This window comes from Iodobacter fluviatilis (assembly GCF_004194535.1).
Taxonomy (GTDB): Bacteria; Pseudomonadota; Gammaproteobacteria; order Burkholderiales; family Chitinibacteraceae; genus Iodobacter; species Iodobacter fluviatilis_A.
The window spans coordinates 3,958,921-3,982,096 of record NZ_CP025781.1; the positions used below are offsets into that span (position 1 = coordinate 3,958,921).

22 protein-coding genes are annotated in these 23,176 nt (G+C 46.9%); 13 read left to right on the plus strand and 9 right to left on the minus strand.

The features are described 5' to 3' along the window. The first annotated feature begins 23 nt into the window (after nt 1-23). From C1H71_RS17615 to C1H71_RS17650, 9 genes are all read left to right on the plus strand, one after another. The gene (locus tag C1H71_RS17615; protein WP_130107725.1) at nt 24-6,416 is read left to right on the plus strand and encodes a two-partner secretion domain-containing protein; all 6,393 of its coding nucleotides are present in this window, start codon (nt 24-26) and stop codon (nt 6,414-6,416) included. Nucleotides 6,417-6,429: 13 nt separating this feature from the next. Next, the gene (locus C1H71_RS17620; protein WP_130107726.1) at nt 6,430-6,630 is read left to right on the plus strand and encodes a hypothetical protein; all 201 of its coding nucleotides are present in this window, start codon (nt 6,430-6,432) and stop codon (nt 6,628-6,630) included. 215 nt (nt 6,631-6,845) lie between these two features. After that, the gene (locus C1H71_RS17625; protein WP_130107727.1) at nt 6,846-7,112 is read left to right on the plus strand and encodes a hypothetical protein; all 267 of its coding nucleotides are present in this window, start codon (nt 6,846-6,848) and stop codon (nt 7,110-7,112) included. Nucleotides 7,113-7,119: 7 nt separating this feature from the next. Further along, a complete protein-coding gene (locus C1H71_RS17630; protein WP_130107728.1) occupies nt 7,120-7,611 on the plus strand; it encodes a hypothetical protein in 492 nt (163 codons plus the stop codon). 407 nt (nt 7,612-8,018) lie between these two features. Next, nucleotides 8,019-8,369: a hypothetical protein gene (locus C1H71_RS17635; RefSeq protein ID WP_130107729.1), complete on the plus strand. Its 351-nt coding sequence runs from the start codon at nt 8,019-8,021 to the stop codon at nt 8,367-8,369. A 75-nt stretch (nt 8,370-8,444) separates the two neighbouring features. Then, on the plus strand, nt 8,445-9,059 hold the full coding sequence (locus C1H71_RS17640) for a hypothetical protein (protein WP_130107730.1): 615 nt from the start codon (nt 8,445-8,447) through the stop codon (nt 9,057-9,059). Nucleotides 9,060-9,206: 147 nt separating this feature from the next. Beyond that, nucleotides 9,207-9,380: a hypothetical protein gene (locus tag C1H71_RS20785; RefSeq protein WP_188053385.1), complete on the plus strand. Its 174-nt coding sequence runs from the start codon at nt 9,207-9,209 to the stop codon at nt 9,378-9,380. 23 nt (nt 9,381-9,403) lie between these two features. Then, the gene (locus tag C1H71_RS17645; protein WP_130107731.1) at nt 9,404-9,745 is read left to right on the plus strand and encodes a hypothetical protein; all 342 of its coding nucleotides are present in this window, start codon (nt 9,404-9,406) and stop codon (nt 9,743-9,745) included. Nucleotides 9,746-9,781: 36 nt separating this feature from the next. Then, complete coding sequence (locus C1H71_RS17650) at nt 9,782-10,123, plus strand: hypothetical protein (protein ID WP_223145914.1); 342 nt, start codon at nt 9,782-9,784, stop codon at nt 10,121-10,123. A 565-nt stretch (nt 10,124-10,688) separates the two neighbouring features. Here C1H71_RS17650 and dld read toward each other — a convergent pair. From dld to C1H71_RS17690, 8 genes are all read right to left on the minus strand, one after another. Continuing rightward, a complete protein-coding gene (gene dld, locus C1H71_RS17655; protein WP_130107732.1) occupies nt 10,689-12,395 on the minus strand; it encodes a D-lactate dehydrogenase in 1,707 nt (568 codons plus the stop codon). Between the two features lie 190 nt (nt 12,396-12,585). Further along, complete coding sequence (locus C1H71_RS17660; RefSeq protein ID WP_130107733.1) at nt 12,586-12,870, minus strand: hypothetical protein; 285 nt, start codon at nt 12,868-12,870, stop codon at nt 12,586-12,588. Between the two features lie 158 nt (nt 12,871-13,028). Further along, nucleotides 13,029-13,463 (minus strand): hypothetical protein, encoded by a 435-nt coding sequence (locus C1H71_RS17665; RefSeq protein ID WP_130107695.1) that lies wholly within the window; start codon nt 13,461-13,463, stop codon nt 13,029-13,031. Nucleotides 13,464-13,556: 93 nt separating this feature from the next. Further along, the gene (locus C1H71_RS17670; RefSeq protein ID WP_130107734.1) at nt 13,557-13,880 is read right to left on the minus strand and encodes a hypothetical protein; all 324 of its coding nucleotides are present in this window, start codon (nt 13,878-13,880) and stop codon (nt 13,557-13,559) included. A 71-nt stretch (nt 13,881-13,951) separates the two neighbouring features. Further along, nucleotides 13,952-14,542, minus strand: coding sequence for a hypothetical protein (locus C1H71_RS17675; protein ID WP_130107735.1), 591 nt, complete (start codon nt 14,540-14,542; stop codon nt 13,952-13,954). A 96-nt stretch (nt 14,543-14,638) separates the two neighbouring features. After that, nucleotides 14,639-15,352: an SMI1/KNR4 family protein gene (locus tag C1H71_RS17680; protein ID WP_130107736.1), complete on the minus strand. Its 714-nt coding sequence runs from the start codon at nt 15,350-15,352 to the stop codon at nt 14,639-14,641. 114 nt (nt 15,353-15,466) lie between these two features. Then, entirely contained in the window at nt 15,467-16,015 is a 549-nt protein-coding gene (locus C1H71_RS17685; protein WP_130107737.1) for a hypothetical protein, read from the minus strand. 107 nt (nt 16,016-16,122) lie between these two features. Beyond that, nucleotides 16,123-16,614 (minus strand): rod shape-determining protein, encoded by a 492-nt coding sequence (locus tag C1H71_RS17690; protein WP_130107738.1) that lies wholly within the window; start codon nt 16,612-16,614, stop codon nt 16,123-16,125. A 540-nt stretch (nt 16,615-17,154) separates the two neighbouring features. Here C1H71_RS17690 and C1H71_RS17695 point away from each other — a divergent pair. After that, entirely contained in the window at nt 17,155-18,120 is a 966-nt protein-coding gene (locus C1H71_RS17695) for an integron integrase (protein ID WP_130107739.1), read from the plus strand. Between the two features lie 135 nt (nt 18,121-18,255). Here the strand turns inward: C1H71_RS17695 and phbB are convergent, their stop codons facing one another. Further along, the gene (gene phbB, locus C1H71_RS17700; protein WP_130107740.1) at nt 18,256-18,990 is read right to left on the minus strand and encodes an acetoacetyl-CoA reductase; all 735 of its coding nucleotides are present in this window, start codon (nt 18,988-18,990) and stop codon (nt 18,256-18,258) included. Between the two features lie 323 nt (nt 18,991-19,313). Between phbB and C1H71_RS17705 the strand changes: the two genes are divergently transcribed. The 3 genes from C1H71_RS17705 (at nt 19,314) to kdsA (ending at nt 23,133) form a co-directional block, all read left to right on the plus strand. Beyond that, nucleotides 19,314-20,177: an SDR family NAD(P)-dependent oxidoreductase gene (locus C1H71_RS17705; RefSeq protein WP_130107741.1), complete on the plus strand. Its 864-nt coding sequence runs from the start codon at nt 19,314-19,316 to the stop codon at nt 20,175-20,177. Nucleotides 20,178-20,397: 220 nt separating this feature from the next. Further along, nucleotides 20,398-22,050, plus strand: coding sequence for a CTP synthase (locus C1H71_RS17710; RefSeq protein WP_130107742.1), 1,653 nt, complete (start codon nt 20,398-20,400; stop codon nt 22,048-22,050). Nucleotides 22,051-22,293: 243 nt separating this feature from the next. Then, nucleotides 22,294-23,133 carry a 3-deoxy-8-phosphooctulonate synthase gene (kdsA, locus tag C1H71_RS17715; protein ID WP_130107743.1) on the plus strand — a complete coding sequence of 280 codons (840 nt, stop codon included), beginning with the start codon at nt 22,294-22,296 and terminating at the stop codon, nt 23,131-23,133. Nucleotides 23,134-23,176: the final 43 nt, after the last annotated feature.

A 23,176-nucleotide genomic window follows, 5' to 3' on the forward strand; every position in this document is an offset into this window, starting at 1 on the left:
ACACTTCATAAGACCTACAAAAAATGAATCGTAATCGGTATCGCATTATTTTTAATCAATCACGTGGCCAGTTGATGGCGGTTGCAGAAAACGTTTCATCACAAAGTAAAAGCGCAGGGGATACGGAGGGCTCTAGTTCACCTTCTTTATTTGGAAGCTCACGTTTATTTAAAATCAGCAACCTGACGCTTGCATTTGCCATAGGGATGAGCAGTTTTAACAGCAGCTATGCTGAAATTATTGCCGATCGTAAAGCCCCTGCAAATCAGCAAGCCACGATTTTGCGTGATGCTGCAGATAAGCCCTTGGTCAACATTCAAACGCCAAATGCTGCAGGGGTGAGCCGTAATACGTATACGAAATTTGATGTTGATGCTAAAGGGGTAACGCTAAATAACGATAGGGGAGGCAACCCATGGCTAGCAAAAGGGGCTGCACGCGTTATTTTGAACGAAGTGAACTCCAGTCATCCAAGCTTACTCGCTGGGGCGATTAAGGTTAGAGGAAGTCGTGCTGAAGTGATCGTGGCCAACCCATCAGGTATTAATGTAAACGGTGTCAGCATAGAAAACGCCAGCCGCCTTACCCTTACTACAGGTAAAGTCATCAACAGTAATGGCCAACTAACGGGGATTCAAGTCAGGCAGGGTGGGATCGTCGTCGAGGGGGCAGGGCTCAATGCAAGCACTGCAGATTACACCGAGCTTTTAAGCCGGACAGCCCGTATTCAAGCAAAAATCAGCGCGAAGCAACTGGCCGTCACGACGGGTGCTCAAACACTCGATTACACTTCTGGCACCTTATCCACCGAAAATGCGACTGGGGCTAAGCCCGTTTTAGCACTTGATGTGAGTCAGCTGGGTGGCATGTACGCAGGGAAAATTAGCCTGCTGTCCACTGAGGCCGGCATTGGGGTGCGCAATGCGGGGATATTAGAAGCCAATCAGCTGGTTCTGACTGCGGATGGCAAACTAGAAAATAGCGGCAAAATCAGTGCGGCAGTGACGTCGATTGCAACAGTGAGGGGCGATATTGAGAATAGCGGCAGTATCAATGGCCGTGATTTTTTAATGATTTCAGCAGGGAACAATGCCAACCTCTCTGGCGTTGGCATGAAGCAAGACAGTGCGGCAATGGTCTTGCTGGCAAAGGCTAACATCAACCTAGCAGCAGGAACTCAAATCGGCAGCAACAAAGCCAAGAGCACTTTATCTTTGCGCGCAGGCCGCGATATTAATCTAGCCAAGCAAAGCAACCTAGCCGCACAAGGTGCAATTACGCTCAATGCCGATGGCAAGCTCAGTAGCACAGAAGCTAAGATTGCGACACAATCAGACAGCATCACAGCAGTAGCGGGCAGCGGGATTAATCTGCATTCCAGCCAGCTCAATGCTGCAAAAAATATCCACCTAGAAACCGGCAAACCCTTTGCCGAAACCAACGCAGCGGTGCAGCTAAATGCCAGCAAGCTTACCGCCAGCAAGCAAATCAATGTGATTAGCACGGGCGATTTAACGCTGACAAGTGCTGCATCTTCGGCCACAGCAGGCGCAGCCCATGTCGTGCTGCTCAGTCATCGTAAAGTGAAGCTTAATGCAGGCTCAAAACTAGATGCGGGCGGCAATCTTTATATCAAAGCCGGTGAGTCTTTGCTGCTACAAGGCGATGTGGCCACGTCGCAAAAAGTAGCTTTAAGCGCCAAGGGCCAAATTGATCTGCATGGGGCCAGCGTAGAGCTGCAAGGTAGCCAAATTCGATCTACCGGCGCTAAAGCCGATCTTAATCTGCGCGCTAGCAAGGGAAGTTTAGCCATTAACACCCTGCTTTCCCCAGACCTAACGCGGGCAAATGGCGCAATGATTGAAGCCAAAGGCAAGGTCAACATCAATACACTTGCCGCAGATTTAAGCGTTAACGGCGCTAAAATCAGTGGCCAAACGGTAAGCCTAATCAGTGCAGGTCACTTAGGTATTACTGGGGATGAAATGGCGTCGAGTGCGCTGACAGGCAAGCAAGGACTCACCCTCGCCACCGTAAAGGGGGCAGGTAGCCAGCTCTATAGTGATGGCAGAGTGAAGCTTGATGCGGGCACAGGGCAGGCGTGGATCTCTGCCAGTGGTGGTGTCAGTATCAGCGGGCACAATTTACAAAGTGTAGATAGCCAAGGAGTTGTCGCAACGGCCTTCACACCCCATAGCATACGTGGCGCTTTTGTACGGATTGATGCGAAGTCGGATATCGATGTGTCTGGCACGGATATTACGGCGACTGCTGGAGATATTGAGGCGGACACCAGGGGCAATTTTAATTTTACCTCGTATGGAAATCAGCCTGCCGAATACGGCCTGAATGGGAACGGCAAATTAAATGCCAGCGCTAATGTGCGTATTCATGCGGATGCCAGTGCCAGTGTTTCAGGCGCATCAGTAAGGGCTGGCAAAAATTTAGCACTCACTTCCGCTAAAGCAAGCGCTTATCTTGATAACTCCCTTTTGCAAGCGGGTGATGTACTGAGTGTGGCAACGTTTGGCTCGCAATCGCATACGTTTTCTCATTTAAACGGTGGGGCTTTATTGCTCCATTCAGAAAAAGACAAGATTAGTCTGCTGAAAAGTCAGCTTAAAACCAGTGCCACACGCTCAGCTGATGTGGCCGCGCTGAGTGGGCAGCTCAGTATTGATGCTGCAGGTGCTTTAGAGTGGGACAAGGCGAGTTTGATCAAAGCGACGACGGATTTAAGTCTAAGTGCTGGCCGTGGCAATATCACCCTCAGCGTGGCCAATACCGGTAATTTACAAGCGGGTCGTGATTTAGCTTTTAGCACCGGCAGCGGCAATCTAACGCTGGCCACAGGCTTTAACTGGTCGGCCAAGCGTGACCTAAGCCTGAAATCAAAATCAGGTAAGCTCACCCTGCTTGGCACAGCAGGTAAGCAAGGTGCGCCTTCCGCACAAATCGTCACCCTGAAAGCGGGTGGGGCGATGAGCCTAACGGGGGCACAGGTTGATATTCAAGCCAGCAAATTAAGCAGTGTTGGTGGGATGAAGATCACTTCAACGGCAAGTGATGTTTATATCGGTGGCATTAAAAATAGTGCTAAAAACTATGTGCCAAAGCAACGTATCCAGCATATACAAACTCAAGTAAATCAAATTGCTGATGAAATTAAAGCACTTGAAACACCGGAGTATATTTTATTAAAAGAAAAGTTAGACTCTCTACGTCAGCAAATTGTTTCATATTTGAATATGAATGATATGACTTTATTTATTCAGGCTCAGAATCAGCTTATTCCTCATCATGGGAAAATCGGTGCAAAATTAGCTCTATTTGAAAATAAACTAAACCCATTACGTGCTGAAAAAATAAAATTCGAGCAAGCATTACAAGTATTACGCGCCCCAGCAAACGCTGTTGAGCACACAGGTGCAGTCGTCAATGCCTCCGAAATCAATATCACCTCCCAGCAAGGTATTGATATTGCCGGTGCCCGCATTCAGGCCACGGGGAAAATCAAGCTCAGTGCCGCCGGATTACTGCCGGTCAACACGGCGGGTAAAACCGATGCGGAGCGTCTGCCCTCTGCGATTAATATCACCAGCTTGCTGGATTATTACGAATATGGCCAATCTGGCAAAAATAACTACAGCTGGGCCATTTATAATGCCCCGTCCGTCATCAAAGGTGACGCAGGTGTGACAATTCAAGCCACTGGTGCCAAGGATAATAGCCGCATTATTCTCAGTGGCGCTGAAGTTAACGCAGCACAAGGAAAAGTTCACCTAGACGCCGAAGGTGATATTCGCCTTGAAGCAAGCCAAGAAGAATTTTATAGCTATGCCCGCCGCATCTATAACACTGGCCGCTGGTGGAATCGTAAAAGAACCACCGAAGTCATCACCGCCAATACTGCCAATGCCGCAGAGAGCAGCTTAAATGGCCAATCTATCTTAGTGAAATCCGGTGGCAGCATTGATGCCTATTCCACGGCATTTAATGCACCGCGCGGTAATATCAATTTAGTCGCTGCCAATGCGCTCGGGATGTGGGCTGTTCAAGAAAAAGAATTCAGAAATGTCGATGAAAATACATCCCGCTCATTCTGGAAAGTACGGACAGGCAGTAGCAGTAGCACAGACAGCCGTATGGTCAGTAGCTTCTTGCCTAGTAAATTAGTGGCGGAACGCATCGCTACAGATTCAGGCTGGGATACCCGTTTACAAGGCACGATTTTCCAATCCTCATTGGCAGGGGCGGTGATTCAAGCAGGCGTGGGAGCAAACGCCCGCCCCGATGCCCAGATCATTCTGGAAGGCATTAAAACCACCATTGATGCCTCTAAAACCAGTAAATCTAACAGCGTCGTCTGGCAAGAAATGGTAGGTAAAGGAAGTACCGTGCAAACGATGGCGGTTCCTACTTTTACAGGGCCAACTGCGCCTGTATTCAGTGCGCCGGGTGGCATTAAGGCACAAATCCCGAAAAGTAATGATCTTAAAAAACAAGTACTGACGCTCTCTGCACAGCCTGGTATGGAGTACTTAAAGGGGCTAATTGATCGTAAGGGGGCTGATACCAGTTGGGAGCAAATCAAACTTGCTCATGATCATTGGGAGTATAAGCAAGAAGGGCTAACCCCTGCGGGGGCTGCGCTAGTGGCCATCGTGGTGGCGTATGTTACCGCAGGGGCAGGCACCGCTATTATCGGCAGCCTTACAACAGCAAGCACTGCAACTGCCGCGACCGCAGCAGCAGCCACTACGGCCACCGCTGCGACTGCTGCGACTGCTGCCACGGCCGTAACAGCAACTTCTGTAGCAAGTGCTGCACTTAGCGCTGCCGTGACTAGCCTAGCAACGCAAGCAACGATTACTCTTATTAACAATAAAGGCGACCTTAGCCAAACGCTAAAAGACCTAGGCAGTAGCGATACCGTGAAAAGTATGGTTACTGCAGCACTAACTGCGGGTGCACTGAATACCGTGGGTGGTTTAGATAGCATGCGGGCCTTAAAGGACGCTGGCCAATTCACTGATAAATTGACCATGAATTTGGTCAATTCCAGCACCAGCTCGGCCATTAGCACCGCCATCAACGGCGGCAGCCTAGAAGACGCCCTCAAATCTGCCGGCCTCAGCGCCGTAGTCAGTACCGCCCACGGCGAAATCGCAGGCGAGATTAAAAACCAAGAATTCGGATACTTGGCCCACAAACTCGCCCATGCGGCGGCAGGTTGCGCGGCAGGGGCAGCCGTGGGTGGGGAGTGTAGAGATGGGGCGATTGGTGCTGCGGTGGGTGAGATGACTGCGGAGTTGTTTGAAGGGCAAAAAGCTGAAGCTTATAAGACGGAAGCAGGCAAAGCCGCCTTTGATAGTAAAGTCTTAGCCACCTCAAAAATCGTCGCAGGTGCATTAACGGCTTACACAGGCGGCAATGCCCAGACAGCGATTAATACTGCTGAAACGGCGGTGCAAAATAATTTTTTAACATTTACTCAAAACCAACTGCGTAAGCAAGCTGCTGAAGCATGTAAAGTTGGTGGGCCTGCATCGCTTGCATGTGCTGATTTACAGCGCTGGAACACCATTGACAGCAATCTCGATAAAAAGGTACAGCAAACCTGCGATGCTGCGCCCACAAGTCAATCATGCAAAGACTGGCGCAATATGGTTTTACTTGCACGTAAAAGCTATGACAAAGATCCAACTTACGCGTTTTCTTTCTTACAAAAAAAGGCCGAGTTTGCGCCTTATTCCGATGCTGCTGAGTTACAAAGCATACAAAAACTGATTGCGGCTACGCCTTCAGTTGTGGCTAAAGTTCCTCCACATATTGAAGCGCTAGCCAATTTGGCAGTTGATTTAACGCCGATTGTTGGCGATGCCAAAGCGTTTTACGAAGCTAAAGATCCATTCGATTACACCCTTGCCATGCTGGGTGTTCTGGGGCCGTTGGGTGATGGAGCCGCGAAAGCAATTAAGGCTGCAAAAGTAGCCCATGAGGCAGGGAATGCGGCTGAGGCGGCAGTACAGCTTAAAAAGGCTAAGGAAATAACGGAAGAAAGCATATCACAAGCAGTTGGTCTTAAGTTCGACAAGGCGACAAGGACTTGGAGTACTCCAGGAGGGCTGGATTATGGAGTAGGTTCAACACATGGAAATAGAGTAATACACGTGCTTGATCATGCGTCGCCAAATTTAATGAAAAAAAATCACAGTGTTTTTAATGTTGATAGAAATAAAATATTGGGCTTGGTTGATGAAGCATGGGCAATCAAAGGTACTCCATTAGCCAATGATCTAGGGGCCTATGTTGTCTCTATGGGAAGAAGCATTGGAACCAATGGCGAAACTAAAATAAAAATAATTATCAAGCCAGGAACAAACAAAGTTATTACGGCCTACCCTGTTAATTAAAAAGGAATATAAAATGATTTGTCCTAGATGTGAACAAGATGAAATTAAAAAGATTAAAATAAAGGAGATTGATAAATATTTTTTCCTTTGTCCAGAGTGTGATGCTACGTGGTTTTCTATTGATGAGGTTGGAGTAACCCCATTTGTAGATTTTGAAACGTATATGGAAGAGAGTGGGTTTTTAGTTTCATGGGATAATTTAGAAAACTTATAAGCTCTTAGGGTCAGGTCTTTCATTTTGCATAAAATCAAAACAAAAGACCTGACCCTGCACTCCCTGCAACTAGTAAAAAATAGTTTTAATTGTAAGTCCACGGACAGAAACTATTTCGGCAACAGTGGTAAATATGGTGAAAAACTCAGGCGGTAAGATTAAAATATTCGATCCCGGAACAAAAACATTCAAGGCATGGGGTTAAGGAATATAAAATGCCAGGAAGTGGCAATAGTATTCAATATAAAACTGTTTATGATCCCTCTATTTATTCTGATGTAAAAATGACGCAATTAGCAAATGAAGCGGGAAGGGAAGCCAGTTATTTATTCTCACAAGGTATCCCACCAAGCCTAAAAAGCGGAAACTACATTGTGGATGCTGGTGGTATAAAGTGGGAGGTTCCTATTCAAAATTTTAAGGATGGAATATTTAATAATCGATACATTCCGACAGCATATCCGCATATAACGCAAAAATAGGTGACGCATGAGCATAACAGGTAACTACGGCATGATTGAATGGGGATTTGGCTCACTTAATAGCTTTCAAAATAATCACCCAGATGCACCATTAATGTATGCACTTGGTTTTGCGCTTGATCATAACCATGGCACAGATCATTTTTTGCGCGGTATCTTTCCACCATTTTCTGTTGGATTGCTCGGTGGTGGCGACCCCGGCTGGGTTTGGTATCATAATTTCAATAGCGTTGGAGATGATGTTATTGTTGTTGAAGTTGATTCAACTATGGCACCACCAGATGGTATTTGGAATGAATACAATATGGAAAAAATAAGATATGAAGTTAGAATTGCCCTTGATAACTTTGTATATATTTCTCCATTTCACTTAAATGAGGTTGATTTAGTTATACGGAAATATGATCTACTTAGTGTTGTCGCGCCAACAGGCTGTCTTAAAGTTTCCGACTGGATTTGTGAAGTCCCAAAAAAAAGAATCATTAATTTATCTAAATAGGTGTTTTTACCCGCCAAACTTACAATACTCAATTTATAAATATCACTCGATTTTTTGAAAAACGTAGTGCCTAGCATAAAACCTAGGCTTTGCATGCAAAACCAATAATCGCTTTGATTAAAAAATGGGGCGAGGTGCTGGCAATAAATACGCACCTCAGCCACTTTTTACGCCAGCTTTGATCAGATTTAATTTTTTAACGATAGGTTTAATGTATGAATAAAATCAGTAACTGGCAATAAATCCCTAGGGCGAGATAAGTCTATGATTTTTATCATGCTTATCACGTTTAATTTAAATTTATTACGGTGGTTTGGGTGTGTTTTGTTCCATTTTTTTAATATCACCCGATCAGCGTATTAATAAAAAAGCATCTTTTACCTTTAACAAAAAAGTGAGTATTTTAAATGTCTTTTCTGAGAAATATTTTATTAGTGATCTGTGTTTTTGTATCTTTACCTTCCTATGCGGGCATTGATATTAGCGGGCCGGTGCAGCGTGTTCAAGTTGATGCAGGAGGCAATATTTGGTTTGCAATGGATACCACTGCGGCTTCTACTTATTGCAAGCCCGGTTGGTTTGATTTAACCATGTATATTCCCAAATCCAGCCCTGAATATCCTTATTATTTTGCAATGCTATTAACGGCAGCATCAAAAGGTAATAGTGTTTTTATTGCAAACATCAGCATTTTTGTTGGGACAGAGCCTTGTGATATTACAAAAACAGGCTACGGGATAGTCTTCTTAAAAAATTAAGTATTATTAAAACTTCGTCTGTTTTACTTAATAAGTATTTCTTTAATTTAAATGATCAACCTGTAGGTTTACTGCATGAACCAGCGTTTTAAATATAAAAAAACAGTATTTACGTTCCTTGCTTTGAGTGCAATTACATTCAATTCCTATGCCAATGTTTGCTCAGATGCACCTGTCCCTGCTGGCTCGGTGGTGATTAAACGCTATACCCAAGCAGGCAAGTGCCCGCAAACGGCAGGCAAGATGAAACTCTTTGCCCTGCCTAATCAAACCAGCACCAGTATTTGTGCGGATGATCATAATGTTAGCAATCTACCTGCCGGCTTTGTCATTACCGATAAAATTGTGAACGGCCAAGATTGTAAATATAGTCGCCTAGATAAAAACGAAAGCCGTATTTGGGTAATTCAAAGGCCCATCGCATCACTTTCAGTATGTAGTGATTCCCCTATTCCGGCTGGATTTAGCAAAACGGGAGAGTACGGCAATCCAGGGCGCTGCAGTTGGCGGGGAAGTAAAGTGATAAAACAAATACTGGTTAAATCCTATTACTTGACGATGGTAACGACACAAGCACCAAGACCAACGCCCGCACCAATACCAGTACCAACGCCAGTACCAATACCGGCTCCTCAAAATAATTTGATGTCGATTATTACGGTGATGAATTTTCTGCTAAGCGACGATTAGTTTTTCCTAATTGCAAACATAGCAATGTTTTGTGCTTTTTTAGCCGTACCACTTGCATCGGCTTGGGATGGCGCTGTAGGTGGCACTATTTCGACAATGTAAATAACAGGGAGTGATAATTATAGTTTTTTCGTCGTACTTTCTGGGATGAGTAATCTATGCAATGGCGGGCAAAGCTGCGCCTGTTTAAATGATAGTGATGGAAACTACAAAGTTTATGTGGCATCACTCATGCAAGCAAAGGCACTGGGTAGTCAGGTCACTATTTATTCAACGCTTAAAAATGGATTTTGCCATATTGGCTATATTTCTATTTCTTAATTAACCTTACTTCGTGGTAAAAAATGAAAAAGAACATTGTAGTGATTTTAATGCTGCTGCATTGCTCCGCGTCTTTCGCAGCGTCACACGCGTGTACAAGTAAAGTAAGCAATTTATATATTAATAGCTCAGGCTTTGTAACCGCCAGCTTTGCTTTTCGTAGTGAGTTTTTAGCAATTTGTAATTTGAATGCAGACTGGAAAGGGGTTTCACCCATCACCTGCGCAGGCTGGTTTTCCATCCTAAAGTCAGCAGTGACTCGGCAAACGGATGTCGTATTGCATTATCTAGATATAGCGGCATGTAATACGCTACCGACCTATGAGGGCGCACCAGCCCCTTTTTATGTCATGCTGGTTAATTAATTGTATTTAATAGTTCTATTCCTAACAGGCTTCATCATGCTTTTTAATAAAAATCTTCGTATTTTATTTGTGCTCTTCGCATCTATTTTTTCTTCTGTCTGCTTTGCAGGCACACAAACCGGCACAGTAAAGCAATTGCATAAACGCGCCAGTGATGGGCTTATTTATTTTTTCTTAAGTGGTCCGGCTACTGGTAGTCCAACGTGCGCAAGTAGTTCTTATTGGTTAATAAGAGATGAAAACTCAAACATAGGAAAACAGCAATTAGCTTTGCTCTTAACCGCCAAGGCAACAGGCGGTGTTGTAACTATTATTGGAGCAGGAACATGTAATCGCTGGGCGGATGGTGAAGATGTTAATGATATTGTGCTTGAATAATGGTTAATACGGGATTTATTTGGTGGTAATCCCCCCCATTTTTAAGCTCACTTAAAAGTAGATGCTAGCAGCCTGTCGGACTTAAGCGATCGTAGTGAGGGAAAGACCGGTTTGAGACAGATTTTGTGGGTTTTTGAGGCGAATAGCTGGCTATTCAACGAGAAAATGCGTGAAATATGGCCAAATCCGGCTTTTTCGTAGTAGATCAGTCTTAAGTTCGACAGGCTGCTAGGCGTGTAATGCCAGTTTTTGCTTCGCTAGGGGGAGGGCCGCCAAATCCCCTCTGCGGGCGTTCATTATTGTAGATCCAAAGTCATTGCGTAGCAGGTTATTACCTTTCAACTAGGTTTTAAAATCATCGCAGGCCAGCCCTTCATATCGCGCCGTGCAATGACAGCGCTCAATATACGGATACTGCTGTGGGGCTTTGTTGCACAAATCGGCCAAGCCTTACGGCGGTTAGAATGAACGCATGAGCAAGCCCTAACGCAAAGTTCAGCGGGCGTAGCGAAGCTCCGCTGGAACGTTGAGTTAGGCGAGGTTGTCATTTATTGGGGTTCATCGCTTACCCGCAACAACTGCAATTTCGCCGATGCTTTTCCATTTTCCCAATCCCTGGATTAAACGTATTGGTTGGGTCAAGTTGCTTGTAAAATTCCCGCAAACTGCTTTCCGCTGTGTACAAATGCCCGACATTATGCTCCGCTGGGTATTTCGCACCGCGAGCATCCAGAAAGCTTAGCATTGCCTTTTTCACTTCTTCTGGGTCAACACCTTGCTTGAGGATGTAATCCTGATGAAAAACGTGGCACATGAAATGCCCGTAGTAGAGCGTGTGTTCAATCTGGCTGCGAATGCTTTCTGGCAACTGTTCTACCCAGTTCTCGTCATTGCGGCGCAAGGCTATGTCTAGCGCGAGGATGTCGCCCATCCGATTGCTGTTTATTGTCTGATAGCGAATCGCCGCGCCTGCTGCGGCAAAGCGTTGCAGAAAGGCTTTGCTACTCTCCTCTGGCGTGCACTCGAAATAACTGCCTTCATTATTGCTATCTACAAAAGATTCCAGTAACAATGTTCGCGCCTCGCTAATCCCCGCATCGCTCATTTTTAGGATCAGGTGATGTTCGTAACGGTCGCGAAATGCCAACAAACGCGGTGGTAAATGCTGAGGAAACAGGCAACTTGCCCCCTGCATGAGATGGTCACAAAGGTTTTTCGGTAGTAAGGGTAACTTGTTGAGGATCGCATCCGCTCGCCCCTTGAGCGCGAGCAGCTTGGGTAATCGATCCGAACCCAGGTGCTGGATGGTAAGAAAGGTATCCTTGCCGTACTTTTCCGCAATATTGAAAATATCGCGGTGCATGTATTCACCTACCTCAGGCACGTTCTCAAACTGACTGAGGATGTGACGGCGCAAGCGAGTTAGCACCTGGGGGTCATTCGTGCCGATATAAAAGGTTTGTTCTTGCTGCGCAATCGGAAAGGTATCAAGTCGCACCGCAAACACTGCCAGCTTGCCCGCGCAACCGCTGGCTTCAAACAAACGGCGTTCATCGGCGTTGAAACGTGCTGGGGTGGCGGCATCAACATCACGCAACCTTGCCACATACTCGCGGTCGGATGCCAGTTTGCCACTGTCATCCAAACCCTCTTTGCTAAAATCACCAGATTCTAGCCGTGTCAGCATGTCCTCTGGCGTATCGCCCAGTTCCAACCCTAAATGGTTTACCAGCTCCAGCTTGCCCTCTTTATTGACTTGTGCAAACAATGCCATTTCAGTATAGGCAGGGCCGCGCTTGACTAATGCCCCGCCAGAATTGTTCGCCACCCCACCGACAATTGATGCGCCAAGGCACGATGAGCCGATAATCGAATGCGGCGCACGTTGCAACGGCTTGAGTAGATTTTCCAGCTTGTTTAGGGTCGTCCCAGGGAAACTCAACACCTGCGTGCCGCCATTGAGCAATACAAGCTTATCCATTGCCAGCGTATTAATCACCACCACTTCACGATCGTAATCGTTCCCGCTGGGGGTTGAACCTCCCGTCAACCCCGTTTTAGCGGCTTGCATAATGATGATGGTGTTTGCCTCCACGCAGGCTTGTAGCACTTGCCATAGTTTTAGCAGGGAATCGGGAAACACTACTGCCAAAGCCTTACCACTGCCAGAGCGGAATCCAGTACGGTAATGTTCGGTGTGGCGCGGGTTGGTGGCAATATGTTCTTCACCAACAATCTGGGTTAATTGCTGTACAAGCACATGGGTAGGCATCGCGTTTTTCTCCATCAGGTAATAGGCAATAATTGGCTAACTAGACCGAGAATCATGTGTGTAACTCCCTTTCGTTTGTGTGTGGCATTAAGTGGGTGGGCTTGTGCAGTCTAACGTAGAGCTAACCGGCGCTGCGCGGCTTTATCGCGCAGCGTTAGGCCGGGGTGTGGGCGGAGGCTGAAGGTGCACGCTACTTACCTTTGATTTTTGAAATGACTTCTGCATCACTAAGCGGCGCACCCACCCAAACAAAAACCTTCGATGCACCAGCGCCAGCCGCAAGCTCATGAAATAGGCGTTCTTCGACTTGGGTTAGCCCACCATCTGTTTTCTCAAGCGGATGGATTACAACCGAGGTGGAAATAGAGAACCCAGAGCCACGAGCCTGAGATAGCGCGGCCTTCAAACATTTCTGGGCAGCGGTAAAGTTGCCGACCAGCATTCTTTGATGAGAAAAACCGGGGTTTGCTTTCATTTGAATCGAGCGTGAGTCATCAACGTTCCGTACTTGGAACTGATTTTCCCGAACCTGCACGTATAGTGATTTTGTGAACATTGGTTTTTTGGAGGAGAGGTCTAACGTTTGAGTTAAGGGGCGCGATTTAGCGCGTCCCGCTTGAATGATGGGTTAGGTTACCGTAGCTTAAACCCAACATAACATAGAAGAAAACCAAGACCTGACCACAGACTACCAGCTACCAATTCGCCAACTGGCTCACCAAAGAGTTGGCTAGCTAGCAAAATAAGACCGCATATAGCTCTGCAACTACTCTCACCCATTGGTAATGGCTCATTACCAATGAAATAGCTTACCCCATGAAATAAGCCAAAAATACCAAGCAAAAGTAAGACAATACTCATTGGTTTAGGGTTTGTTTTATGATTAGAGATTGCACGATTATCGGAATGCTCTTTAAGGACTAGCGTGAGTGCTAGTAAAAAACAAACAAACCCCAGCAAAAAAATAATGCTTGAAACTTTTGGAGATGGCTGAGAAATAAGGGTTGCAAGGAAAATGCCGCCAATTATGACAATAATGATTTGTAGGTTAATACGAATAAAGCGCATTGAGGTACCTAACGCTGGAGTTAACCGGCTGGCCGCACACAAAGAAATACTGCACGTTCCGGCCAGTCCGGTTGAATGACTTGTTAGGTCTTTTTATGGGACAGAGATCCAGAATAACCCAAGTGCAATTGTGATAACGGCGAAATATTCAAGTGGCATCCAAAAAATCGTATGGTTTTCTTTTAAGATTACCGTTTGATTTGTGGTCGGATCTAATAGCGTCCGCTCTGCGCCTGAATTTAATTTTTTACCAAGAAACCAAATTATGGGTGATGACAAAATGAAGCATGCACCAAAGATTACTTTGGATGAAAAGTAATCTTTACCTAGTACACTATCAATTAGAGATGACGCGCCAATTGAAATAATGATTGGAATTAATATACCAAGAAAACCAAATGTGCTCCAAACCAACATATATACCTCCGAAAAATACCTAACGTTTGAAATAAGGGGCGCGCTTTAGCGCGTCCCGCTTTATGGATGGGTTAGAGCGCATTTTGTGAATCTAAAAACCGTAGTGTTCTAACAAGTTGTTTTACGACGCTACCTAGCTTATCTGCGTCACAGCCAATTGAAAGTTGTTCCCCAACATAAATGTTAGATGGCGGGAATCCCCGGCTTGCTTCCACGATAATTGCGGAATTGGCGGTGTTGACAGAGACGTAAGTGGATTTTTTCTGAAATGATTTTCCTGTTTTTTCTCCAGACGCAACAAAAACTGCCCAATTTTCAAGTAAACCGTCCCCTGTAACGGGGTGTGCGTAACTCTGTAAGAGCAGATCGAAGATCGCATATCCCAGTTCTGAATCTGAAACAGTAACTGGGAGTTTGATTGGGGCTCCTGCTTCTGCAATGCTGGTTGTTGCGCTAATCAGGTAGCAGTCTTCGCCATAAGCGTAGAGCGCAACGCGCAGCTCTATGTGCGTGAGTCGAAACAGCTCATTTAGTAGCTCTCGACGATCGTGGATTGAGCGTGGCTCAAGGTCACGATACCGACCAGGCGCTGGCAATAGCTTACTTGGGTACAGACCCGGCGTTGGTGGTGATTCTTTCTTGAAAAGGTCAAAAATTTTCATGCGCTCTAACGATAAGGATAAGCTGCCGAGGCCGCCTGCAAGACCTTCATGCCGCGCGAAACCAGGATGGCGGCCCCGGTCAGCTTCATCCGTTTGTTATGCTGCGGGCGTCACACCCCAGCAAGTCCAATACGCGCGGGCCGGCCCACCTGCGCCTTCGGGATCCATACCCAAGAACTTCGCGAGCAGAGCCTGCTTTTTCGGCAAGAGCGCCGGATCATCACTGTCGTCATGGTAGACGAAATTGAGGTCATTGGTCGCAACTATGCTCAAGCATTCAAACATCTTGGCGGACGATGAGAACATGGGTTGGACTTCATTTTCTGTGCCAACCCATTCGTGATCCCAAAACACCACGGGGCAATCGCCAGCCGCATTACGACGCTTCGTGTCGAAGCATACTGGCCCCGCATCCATCTGGGATTCTGAACCGAATGGTAGTAAGCCGACATCCAAGATGCGCTCGCGCGGCCACGAGTTGAAGTAACCCTCCCGGAGAACCTTCGACCAGTCGTTGGAAAGGTGACGCTCGAAACGCACACCGCGCTCGGTCAAATCCACGAAATGGCGATAGCGAAGAAAGTCACGGTAGAGGGGCGGAAACGGTAATTCCGTTTCCCGCTCCAAGGCGTTCAAATCAGCCTCCGAGACGGTGCTTGGTATCGCCTTCCACTCGACCCAATCATCTGACGGCGGAATCGAATCGTCGCGCATCGAATCGGGCAGCTTACCCGGCCATCGCATCAAGTCGAAGCGGCGTAGCTGTGAGAGTGCCGCGTCAACATAGGTTGTGACAATCGGACTGACCATGGTTAAGCCCTCTAACGTTGAAGTTGAGCCGCGAGCAGCGGCTGGGCACGGAAGGCCCAGAATGAAATGGAGGCCTGCAGTGACCAGCCGTTGCGAGTCGGCTCGAACGCTGGGTTAGATGACAACGGCAACCAATTTGACCAACCAGTAGGTGAGAAATGACGCCCCGACGAAAGCCAATGCCCAGAACACCCAGATAACTTCTCGCGGTGGTTGAACCATTGGAATAACAGAAATAACCTTGGCAAACCCCTCATCTGATTTTGCATAAGCATTCACTTGATTCCAAGTCAACGGCGGATAGTACAAATAGGAAATCGTCACCTGTTCCTTTGGAACGAGTGTTGGAAAAACGATCTCCGCCGCGCCATCTGGATTCCTTTCGATGGAGTACTGAACCTGAGGCTCAACGCGAACGTTCGGAGGAAGCGCATGGTGGCCAAGCCGTACATTCGTTGCCGGGCGTCGCCCGGCGTTTCTCACGATGACGCTGTGTGTGTAGACCTGTGTTTTCTGCGCATCCTGAATGGTGAATGAAGAAACGTGCCCAATGAAGGAAATGACTTTTGCCCGGCCCTCCGTGAAGTGCTTCACCACAGCGCCAACGAGAAGCGTCAGAACTGGCGCAAGCAACTTAGCAAATGCTTCGAAATCAATGTTCATTTGTATTTGTCATCTAACGTAGAGCTAACCGGCGCTGCGCGGCTTTATCGCGCAGCATCCAGCGACTGAAAGGAGCGAGGTTGAGCGCCGGGTTAGCCATCGGCATATCACGAAAGCACCTTGCCCGCACTGCCACTTGGAAACTGCCCAGATAGCACTTCTTGGTCACTGAGTTGCCGCCCCTGCCATACCGCTACGCGGGACGCTCCAGCTCCTAACGCCATTTCGTGAAACGCCCGTGCCTCCACTTGAGTGAAGCCACCGGCAGGCTCCCCAAGCGGATGCATAACAACCTTTGGCGCTGGAATAAAGAACGAATTGCCTTTCACACGAAGAATGAATGCTTTCAGAACTTGCTCAGCGACCGTGAAGTCCGACACCATGGAACGCGGATGTGCGAATGGATTAACTATTTGCACGGACGATCCTGCTTTATGAGTTCGTGCCTCTTTGCCAACAGCGAGAATGCTAGGTTTCGGTTTGTTGGCTATTGCCACCTCTGGAACATCGGAAAATGACGCTCCGGTTTTTGTATTTCGTACAGTCAGCCGGTCTGGCGAAATTTGAACGTAAATTACTTGTGTGAAATAGCTGAGCATAAAGTTCTTATCAAGATGCCTAACGTAAAAGTAAGGGGCGTCGCGCTTTTGCGGCGTTCCTCTTGACTGCCAGGTTAAGGGTTGGAGACAACATAGCTGTGTAGCAATGGGACGAGCCACCGCATGACGAAAGGAACCCCTACGATTAAAGCAACAAAAGTTGCCCACCGGACAATAAAAGAATCGTGATACTTGAAACGATTGAGGCCGGGGCCTAGAGCGAGCCAGAATGCCAAGCCACCAACGACACAAGAAATAGTAATGGCCGGCAACTGCGTGGGCTTGTGCCATAACCACGCACACGCCGCACTTCCGAGCACAAACCATAGACCGTTCCAATCTCGACGGTATAGAGGAATATTCAAGTTTCTCGGCTCGGCTTCCATAAGTAACCCCTAACAAGATGTAGACACCCTAAAATAGCAGAAAAACCACCATTTATGGTGTATAAAAACGCTAAGCCCCGTGAAATTCCTTGCTGGGCGCAGCCTGAAGTATTTTAGGCGTTATACTACACCCTATCGAGCGGAGAATGCCACCATGTCTGTGCTGTTGAATCAGGTTCGTGATCGATTGCGTACATTGCATTACAGTTTGCGTACCGAGCAGGCGTATTTGGATTGGGTTAAGCGCTATATCCGCCATCATCAGCTGCGTCATCCGCAAGAAATGGGGCAAAGCGAGATTGAGGCTTTCTTGACGCATCTAGCGGTTGCTAGACAAGTGTCAGCGTCTACTCAGAATCAGGCTAAGTCAGCCTTGCTGTTTCTTTACCGTGAAGTGTTGAAAATTGACTTGCCATGGCTCAAAGATGTGGTGAGCGCCAAGGCCAGCCAGCGCTTGCCGGTGGTGTTAACGCCGAACGAGGTGCAGCAAATTTTGGCGCAATTGGATGGGGTGTGGTCGCTGGTGGGGCGGCTGTTGTATGGTACGGGTTTGCGGCTTTTAGAGGGCTTGCGTTTACGCGTTAAGGATGTTGATTTTTTACGGCATGAAATTGTGGTGCGCTCGGGCCAGGGCGATAAAGACCGCGTGACCATGCTGCCGGCAAATATTGTCACCGCATTACAAGCGCAAATGGCTGATACAAAAGCACTGCATGATGCAGATTTGGCCCAAGGTTGGGGCGAGGTTTATCTACCGTTCGCCCTCGCGCAAAAATACCCGAATGCTAATCGCGAATGGGCTTGGCAATATATTTTCCCTTCGGCACAGCGCAGTGCTGATCCACGTTCAGGGCTGATACGGCGGCATCACCTGGATGAAAAGGGCATGCAGCGAGCGATGAAACAGGCGCTGCATGCTACGCACATCCCTAAGCTGGCTACGCCGCATACATTACGTCACTCTTTTGCTACCCATTTATTAGAGGCAGGTTACGATATTCGCACCGTGCAGGAATTGTTGGGGCATAGCGATGTGCGTACCACGATGATTTACACGCATGTTTTAAATCGTGGTGGCATGGGTGTGCAAAGCCCGTTGGATCGATTCGGTGTTGCTTAAGGGCAGGGCATTACTTGGTAGACAATAAAAAAGGCGGCTTAACGATCAGAAGGTGTGGCCTCTATGATCATTAATCCGCCTTGCTGCTATTAATAGAATGGCTTTATATCATCAGCAGGTGTGGCTTTAATATTGTCAGCAGGTATGCTGACCACCATTGATGGCGATATTTGCGCCAGTCATAAAGCCAGATAAATCAGAAGCAAGGTAGCTGACTAAGCCTGCGATTTCTTCTGGCGTGCCTAAGCGGTTCACAGGGATGCCCGCAATGATTTTATTGCGCACGTCTTCTGGTACGGCCATCACCATATCGGTGGCGATATAGCCAGGTGAAATTGTATTAACTGTTACGCCTTTTTTTGCAACTTCTTGCGCCAAAGCCATGCTAAAGCCGTGTACGCCTGCTTTTGCTGCCGAGTAATTGGTTTGACCAAATTGGCCTTTTTGACCATTAATCGACGAGATATTAATAACACGGCCCCAGTTGCGCTCAACCATGGCATCTAAGAATTGCTTAGATACATTAAATAGCGAGTTAAGATTGGTGCTAATGACGCTTTCCCAATCTAGCTGGCCCATGCGTTTAAAAGTGGCGTCACGGGTAATACCCGCGTTATTGACTAGAACATCAACTGGGCCGATCTCTTCGTTAACTTTTTCTGCCATACGAACGCAAGCATCAAAATCAGTGACGTCACACTCATATGCGCTAAAAAGGTAGCCAGATTCTTTCATATCTGCCAGCCATTGCAATTCTCTACCCGCCTTAGAGTAAGTGGCTACAACGTTAAAGCCGCTATCAGCCAATGCTTTGCAAATTGCAGAACCGATACCACCCATGCCACCGGTGACGAGTGCTATTTTTTTCATGGTCTCTTCCTTTGTTTGTTTGTTTGTTAAGGTGTATGTAAAACGTTGCAAAATCTTACATTGTTTGTATGAATAAGAAAAGCATGTTTTCGTGTAAGGTCTGTGTGAATTTTATTGCTCGTTTTTGTTGCGAATAATTGCAAGGTTGTATTACATAAGTATTTGTTTCGTATGGAAATGTTGTTTTTGAGGTTATTGTTGTTGGTTTTTGTGTATGTTATTTTTTAGTTGTAGATACTGACCTTGGTTGCAATTTTTATTGCGGTCTATTGAAATATTTTGCTTGTAAATTGTGTGGGTTAGATTAAATAAAGGGGATGTAAGTGAGCGTAGGTGTCATTTTAATCAGTGGATGTTCCAGTGGAATCGGTTACGCCACGGCACACGGCCTAAAGGCAGATGGATGGCGTGTTTTTGCAACAGCTCGCGATATGGCTGATGTAGTGCGGCTTCAGGATGAAGGTTTTGAGGCATTACAGCTCGATGTGGCTGATTCGCTTTCTATAAATCAAGCGGTGGTCGCTGTGTTGGCAAAAACGGGTGGACGCATCGATGCTTTATTTAATAATGCGGGGTTTGGCTTGCCAGGAGCGGTTGAGGATTTAAGTAGAGATGCGATGCGTTATCAGTTTGAAACCAATGTATTTGGTTCTATTGAGCTAACCAATGCCGTGCTGCCCGTCATGAGAAAGCAAGGTCATGGCAGGGTTATATTTAATGGCTCAGTGCTGGGTTTTGCGGCTATGCCATACCGCGGTGCCTATAACGCGAGTAAGTTTGCACTTGAGGGCTTTGCAGATACTTTACGCCAAGAGCTAAAAGGCAGTCAGATTTATGCGGTGCTGCTGCAGCCAGGCCCAATCACCAGTCGTTTTCGTGCCAATGCACAGCAGCAATTTAATCGCTGGATTGATGGGGGGCAGAGTTTTCATCGGCCTTCTTATTTAGCGATGCAAGCACGTTTGGCCAAGGTGGGGCCAGCCGCGCCATTTACCTTGCCAGCAGAGGCGGTATTGCTGGCGGTGCGTGCGGCGTTACGGGCACGCCGACCATCGGCCCGTTATCAAATTACTACGCCAACAAAAGTATTCTGGTTGCTTAAAAAAATCTTACCAACGCGTGTGCTGGATTATATTTTGTTAAAAGCATCGGGGGATGAGCCTCGTTGCAGTTATGACCGAAAATAATTGCTTGTTATTTCTACGCTTGATTTTTAATTATTAGGCATTAAAACGCGATTAAGCGTGTAAATGAGGGCTTTTTTAGCCTTTTTAATTAGCAGTCAAGCCCCTTTGGAGGGAAGATGAGATACTTTTTTGCGGTACGCACAAAGTTGAGCTCTTGTCGAGAATTGAGCCGCCCCCGCCAATCGGGTAAAATAGCGAATTCCAACCTGCTATTCCTGCCATGACTAAGTACATTTTCGTTACCGGTGGCGTTGTCTCCTCGCTGGGCAAGGGCATCGCCGCTGCGTCGCTGGCCGCTATTCTTGAATCGCGTGGCCTTAAAGTCACGATGATGAAGCTGGATCCGTATATCAACGTAGATCCCGGCACCATGAGTCCATTTCAACATGGCGAAGTTTTCGTAACTGAAGACGGCGCTGAAACTGATTTGGATCTTGGTCATTATGAGCGTTTTATTAGCTCAAAAATGCGCAAATCTAATAACTTTACCACCGGGCAGATTTACGAATCTGTCATCACCAAGGAGCGCCGTGGCGACTATCTAGGTGGCACGGTCCAAGTCATTCCACACATCACAGATGAAATTAAAATGAAGCTGCGCGAAGGCGCAGGTGATGTGGACGTTGCGATTGTAGAAATCGGCGGCACTGTTGGTGATATTGAATCCTTGCCATTTTTGGAAGCAATTCGCCAAATGCGCGCTAATGTGGGCCGTAAAAACACCCTCTACGTGCATTTGTCTTACGTGCCTTATCTTGCTGCGGCGGGTGAAATTAAAACCAAGCCAACCCAGCATAGCGTAAAAGAATTGCGCCAAATTGGTATTCAGCCAGATATTTTGCTATGCCGTATGGATCGCGAGCTGCCTGATGAAGAACGCCGTAAGTTGGCGCTATTCTGTAATGTAGAAGAAAACGCGGTGATCGCTTGTTACGATGCAGACAGCATCTATCAAGTGCCAAGTATGTTGCATGCGCAAGGTATTGACGATATTGCTTGTGAATTACTACAAATTGACGCACCTAAGGCTGATTTGTCTGCTTGGGAGAAAATTGTTCTTGGCCTAAAAAACCCAAGTCATTCGGTTAATATCGCCATGGTTGGCAAATACGTTGATCTCACTGAATCATACAAATCATTGTCTGAAGCGTTGATTCATGCGGGTGTGCACACTAATAGCCGCGTGCAGATTCATTATATGGATTCTGAAGAGCTAGAGAAAAACGGCTCCAGCTGCCTTGCAGGCATGGATGCGATTTTGGTTCCAGGTGGCTTTGGTAAGCGCGGTGTAGAAGGTAAGATTCTTGCTGTTAAATACGCTCGTGAAAACAATGTGCCTTACCTTGGTATTTGCCTTGGTATGCAGATTGCTTTAATTGAGTACGCGCGAGATGTAGCCGGCATGAAGGGTGCCAACTCTACTGAGTTTGATTTAGACACTGAGTTCCCTGTTGTAGCGTTGATTAACGAATGGGTTAATCACGACGGTAAAATTGAAACTCGCGATGAAAACTCCAATTTGGGTGGCACAATGCGCTTGGGTGCGCAGGAATGTCAGCTAGTCGAAAATTCACTTGCGGCTAAGATTTATGGCACGGCATCGATTGCTGAGCGTCATCGTCATCGTTATGAAGTAAACAACTACTACTTGCCACGCCTAGAAGCTGCTGGATTAAAAATCAGTGGCCGCTCGGCAGGTGCAGAGCAATTGGTTGAAACGGTTGAGTTGAGTGAGCATCGCTGGTTCTTTGCTTGCCAATTTCATCCAGAATTCACTTCTACGCCACGTGATGGGCATCCATTGTTTACTTCATATATTGAAGCGGCATTGGTTTATGCTAACGAGCAAGGGCGCAGTGGTTTAAGCTGCTAATGCTGTAAAACTGTCAGCTTATGCTTCTAAGTAATGGCTGGCAGGCTAAACCTGCTTTTCGCTGGCGGGGCCTTATAAGTAGAGGTGAATTTCCAGCCAAATGTGTAGACGTAGGCTTTGCTGCCGGATGTGCATTGATGGCGAATAAATTTACCTAGGTACTTAGCTATAGTTTGTGAAACTCGTGAAGAGTAGGCGCTGGGTTTACTTGGTGCTTACTTCTCACTCCTCACGGAGCGAAAGATGAAATTATGTGGCTTTGAAGTCGGTATCGATCAACCTTTCTTCTTGATCGCCGGCACATGCGTGATTGAAAGCGAGCAAATGGCGCTGGATACCGCAGGACAATTAAAAGAAATGACCGATGCATTGGGTATTCCTTTTATCTATAAATCGAGTTTTGACAAAGCCAATCGCAGCTCAGGCAAATCTTTCCGTGGTTTAGGAATTGATGAAGGTCTGCGGATTTTATCCGAAGTTAAAAAACAAATTGGTGTGCCGGTTATTACCGATGTACATACCGAAGCCGAAGCGCCGATTGTGGCGAGGGTGGTGGATGTATTGCAAACCCCCGCCTTTTTGGCGCGCCAAACCGATTTTATTCATGCCGTTTGTGCCACTGGCAAACCGGTGAATATTAAAAAGGGCCAATTTATGGCCCCTGGCGACATGATGAATGTGATTAATAAAGCGCGCGATGCTAATGGCGGGCTGGATAATCTAATGGTCTGTGAGCGCGGTGCATCATTTGGCTACAACACCTTAATTAGCGATATGCGTGGCTTGGCCATCATGCGCGAAACGGGCTGCCCAATTGTATTTGATGCTACGCACTCAGTGCAGCAGCCAGGTGGGCAGGGTGATCGCTCTGGCGGACAGCGTGAATTTGTGCCGGTGTTGGCGCGTGCGGCGGTGGCGGCGGGGATTTCTGGTTTATTTATGGAAACTCACCCAGATCCATCTAAAGCACTTTCTGATGGGCCAAATGCTTGGCCATTAGCGCGAATGAAAGAGTTGTTGATTGTATTAAAAGATATCGATCGGGCAGTAAAATCGTATCCTTTTATTGAACATAGCGTGTAATTTGCGCATTGCAGACGGGCTTGTTTGGGCCTGCTTTGCTGTT